The 3,660-nt window shown below is 72.1% G+C and carries 3 protein-coding genes; 2 read left to right on the plus strand and 1 reads right to left on the minus strand.

The genetic code is table 11. The features are described 5' to 3' along the window. Positions 1–134: 134 nt before the first annotated feature. Complete coding sequence (locus VIM19_12350) at positions 135–1,313, minus strand: glycosyltransferase (protein HEY5185668.1); 1,179 nt, start codon at positions 1,311–1,313, stop codon at positions 135–137. A 140-nt stretch (positions 1,314–1,453) separates the two neighbouring features. On the opposite strand from VIM19_12350, the gene VIM19_12355 reads away from it, so the two are divergent. Both VIM19_12355 and VIM19_12360 read left to right on the plus strand, forming a co-directional pair. Further along, positions 1,454–1,969, plus strand: coding sequence for a hypothetical protein (locus VIM19_12355; GenBank protein ID HEY5185669.1), 516 nt, complete (start codon positions 1,454–1,456; stop codon positions 1,967–1,969). Between the two features lie 127 nt (positions 1,970–2,096). After that, positions 2,097–3,602, plus strand: a complete 1,506-nt coding sequence (locus VIM19_12360) for a polysaccharide biosynthesis tyrosine autokinase (GenBank protein HEY5185670.1) — start codon at positions 2,097–2,099, stop codon at positions 3,600–3,602. The last annotated feature ends 58 nt before the right edge of the window (positions 3,603–3,660 follow it).

The raw sequence follows: 3,660 nt of genomic DNA on the forward strand, positions 1-3,660 counted from the left end.
CCGCCGCGAGCCGGGCCAGCACGGCCGGCCCGCCGTACGCGGCGGCGGCGTTCCGGGGTGGCGCGGGGGTCGGCTCAGCGGTCGGTGCGGGGGTCAGCTCGGGCTGTTCCGGCCCCGGGGGACGGTCGGAGTGGTCAGCGGGCAGCACGAGCCGATGACTCCAGCGGGAAGTCCTCGGTGACGGTCGGCAGCGCGATGACCGGGGTGCGCGGCGCCCGGCCGAGGACCCGCTCGGCGATCTCGCGCAGTCGCCCGCCGAAGGAGGCGGTGCTGAACGCCTCGGCGTGGTCCTGCAGCGCGGGCACGTCCCAGCGGGTGGCGCGCAGCCGCCGGATCCCGTCGGCGATGTCGTCGGGGGCGAGCCGGTCGACGAGCACCCCGGTCTGCCCGTCGACGACGGTGTCGAGGTAGCCGCCGGCCCGCAGGCAGACGACCGGCTTGCCGAAGACGTTCGCCTCGAGCGGGGTGAGCCCGAAGTCCTCGTGGCCGACGGCGACGAGGCCGGCGCAGTGCGCGTAGAGCCAGCGCAGCTGCGCGTCGCTGACGCCGCTGAGGCCGATGATGCGCTCGGACCACGCGTGGCCGTCGGAGGGCTCCGGGAGGCCGCCGACGAGCACGAGGCGCTCGCCGGGCAGCTGCTCGACGGCGCGCGCGACCAGCTCGGCGTTCTTGTAGGCACGCTGGCGGGACACGCTGAGCAGGAAGCCGGGCTGGACGCCGACCACGGGCTCCTGGGGGCCGCCCGGGTCGATGCCGACGGAGGGGTGCAGCACCTCGGCGTCGATGCCGTAGGTGCGCCGTACCCGGTCGCGGACGGCGGTGGAGTTCGCCAGGTACTTGGTGGCGGACGAGGCGGCCCGGTGGTCCCAGCGGGTGAGCGGGCCGCGCAGCGCCTCCAGGGCCACCCGCACCGGGAGCCGGTGCTCGGCCACGTAGTCCTCGCTCTGGTGCAGCCAGCGCGCCGGGTTGTGGCAGTACACGATCTTGGGGGCGTCGGTGCTGACCCCGTGGGCCCAGCCGCTGCTGCTGCTGATGACCACGTCGACGTCGCTGATCCGTAGCGACGAGAAGGCCTTGGCGAGCAGCGGCAGCGCCCGTCGGGGGTCCTTGCGCAGCGGGGACAGCCGGTCCACCCACAGCGTCTCGACGGGGTACTTGCGGAACTCCCGGTAGGTGCTCTCGGGCTCGTAGACGCTGGTCACCAGGCGCGCGTCGGGGAACTCGCGCAGCATGGACAGAACCACGCGCTCGGCGCCGCCGCGCTGGGTGAGGTAGTCGTGGACGATCGCTACTCGCAAAGCCACAGTCGACACGCCCCTGCCTTGGGTGTCGCGGATCACCGGCGTACCCGCTGGATGAGGGCCGCGGGTACGATGCCGCACTGTACCGCGAAGCCGCTGGCCGCCAAACGTCACGAGCCGCCCGGTCTGCCGTCGGATTTCAGGGGGACCGCTTGGCGATGGCCGACCACCCGCACGGTCTCCCTTCGCGCTGGTGGATCGTCGCGCTCGCCGTCCTGGTGGTCGTTGCCGGGGTCGCAGCCGCGGCGCTGCTGCCGACCCGGCACTACCGGGCCACGACCCGGCTGCTCATCTCGAGTCCCTGGAGCGTCAGCACGATCCACGAGGTCTCCCGCCGGCAGCTGGACCACCAGCGCGCGGAGGCCTGCGCGCAGATCGCCACCACCGGCCCCGCGGTGCAGGCGGCCGTGGACGCCGCCGGGGTGTCGGGCGGCAACCCGCAGGTCACCGCGACGGCCCCCGGCAACGACCCTTTCGTCGTCCTCTCGGTCACCTCGACCAGCCCCGAGGCCGCCCAGGCGGTGGCCAACGCGTACGCGGGGACGTTGAACACCGCGCTCACCGCGCTCGAGCAGGCGCCCTCGGCGGTCAGTCTCAGCGTGACCGTGCTCGAGCCGGCCAGACTGCCCACGCAGCCTGACGGATGGCTCGGGCGGGTGCTGGGCTAGCGTCCAGGGGCGTCCAAAGGAGCCCCGGCCTTCTGGCCCGCGGGTACGATGCGGCACTGTACCGTGAACCCGCTGGCCGCCAAGAGGCACGACCCACCCGGTCTGTCGTCGATTCGGGGGAGAACGCGTGGAGCTTGCCGATTACCTGCGCCTGCTCAGGCGGGGCTGGTGGATCGTCGCGGTCGCGGTGCTGGTGAGCATCGCCGGGGCCGCCGCCGCGACGCTCTTGCAGACCGCGCAGTACCGGGCCACGACCCGGTTGCTGGTTTCCGGCTCCTCCAGCGTGAGCGCGATCGACGAGATCTCCCGCCGCCAGCTGGCCAACCAGCGCGCGGTCGCCTACGCGCAGATCGCCACCACCGGGCCCGCGGTGCAGGCCGCCGTCGATGCCGCGGGTGTGTCGGGCGGCAACCCGCAGGTCACCGCGGAGGCCACCGGCAACGACCCGTTCATCATCATCACGGTGACCTCCACTAGCCCGCAGGTCGCCCAGGCAGTGGCGAACGCCTACGTCAAGACGCTGCCGAACACGGTCACCGCGCTCGACCAGGTGCCCTCGGCGGTCAAGCCCACCCTCAGCGTGCTCGAGCCGGCGCCGCTGCCGACCGCGCCGTTCTCCCCCAACCCCAAGCGCAACCTGCTCGTCGGCGGCGTCCTCGGCCTGCTGCTGGGCATCGCGGCAGTGTTCATCCGCGAGTCCTTGGACGTGCGTGTCCGCGAAAGTGGGGACATCGAGAAGGTGACCGGGGTGACCCTGCTCGGGGTGGTGCCGCAGGAGTTCTCCAAGGAGAAGCTGCCGGCGCTGTCGCGGCCGCACTCGCGGCGCACCGAGTCCTACCGGCAGGTGCGCACCAACCTGGAGTTCGCCGGGCCGGACGGGCTGCACCCCTCGATCGTGGTGACCAGCGCCGGGCAGTCCGAGGGCAAGACCAGCCTGGCCACCAACCTGGCGATCATCGCGGGCCACGCGGGTCGCAGCGTGGTCGTGGTGGACGCCGACCTGCGCAAGCCCATGGTCGCCTCATACCTCAACGTCTCCCCTTCAGGCGGCCTGACCGACGTGCTCACCGGGCGCAAAACCCTCGACGAGGCCCTGCACCCGCTCCCCGGCGAGCGGGTCAGTGTGCTTGCCAGTGGGCCGGTGCCTGACATTCCCAGCGAGCTGGTCGGCTCGGCCGCGATGGTCGAGCTGATCGAGGAGCTGGAGCATCGCTTCGACCTGGTCATCATCGACACCCCGCCCGCGCTGATGGTCACCGACGCGCTGCTGGTCGGGGTCAACGTCGGTGGCATCGTGGTGGTGACCCGGATGGGCGAGACCACCCAGGCGGGCCTGCGCAAGGCGGTCGCCGCGATCGAGCGGGTGCGGGGCACGCTGCTTGGCATCGTGGCCAACGCCGCCACCGAGCCGGAGGACAGCGCCTACGGCTACGGGTATGGCTACGGCTACCTCAAGCAGGACAAGGTGAAGGACGCCGCGCTCGCTGGACCGCTGCGAGCGGGCGAACGGCGTAACGGCACCACCTATCCGAGCAAGGCGCGTGCGATGGACGGCGCGAACGGCGCCGGACGGCATACCCCTGACCGACCTGGAAACCCCGCACAGCCATTCCTCCCGGAACATGAGGTCTGATCGAACGACTTCAGGTAGAGGCGGACAACCCCTTTAGCAGCCCATCGACTCGTTTGAA

It is taken from the genome of Actinomycetes bacterium, assembly GCA_036510875.1.
In the GTDB taxonomy this organism is placed as follows: Bacteria; Actinomycetota; Actinomycetes; order Prado026; family Prado026; genus DATCDE01.